This is a genomic window from Pseudoalteromonas sp. Z1A6, assembly GCF_011378745.1.
Lineage (GTDB): Bacteria > Pseudomonadota > Gammaproteobacteria > Enterobacterales > Alteromonadaceae > Pseudoalteromonas > Pseudoalteromonas arctica.
Window position 1 is genome coordinate 1 of sequence record NZ_WTKW01000697.1, and the last position, 602, is coordinate 602.

A 602-nucleotide genomic window follows, 5' to 3' on the forward strand; every position below is an offset into this window, starting at 1 on the left:
AAAAAGAAAAACTTTTCTATCTTAAAAATCACTAAAAGTATGAAGAGTTACTGCGAAGAAAACGTAGCTTATTTAAATAAAATTTATAACTTTGATCCAGCAAGTGTCGGTGAGGGGAATAAGTGTTTTATATATATAAGTGACTGGAGTTTTGATAGTCGTTTCATCGATATTGCAGATAGAGTTTATGATAAAAAGTTAGTTAAATTACACCCGAATATCAAAAATAGCTTAGGGCTTGAAGGGGCACTCGGTTTTGAGGTTGTTGAGAATAAAGTGCCTGCAGAGATTTTAATAAATGCACTTTCAAAGAGTTACTCACAAGTTCAAGTTTTACATCATGGTTCGAGTGTCGCGCACTATATGAAGTACGATAATGTGTCTTATTTAAAAGTTTCCAAGTGAGTTATTTTTGAGCAATGTTGATGTGTGAACCTTTTAACAATCTATCATTTAAGGCGTTTAAGTGAATTATTATACAATCGCTAATTATGGGTTGCTACTCATTGCGCTACTGCTCATTTTACTTATTGCTTACAGTGATATTTTGGGAAAAGTTAGTTTTAAAAGCTCAAGTGCGTTGTTATCTATTTTATTTTTAT

The 602-nt window shown here is 31.7% G+C and carries 1 protein-coding gene; it reads left to right on the forward strand.

What is annotated here, in order from left to right; genetic code table 11:
* A partial coding sequence (locus GQR46_RS20395) for a hypothetical protein (RefSeq protein ID WP_165742354.1) occupies positions 1-405 on the forward strand: 405 nt, incomplete at its 5' end.
* Between the last annotated feature and the right edge of the window lie 197 nt (positions 406-602).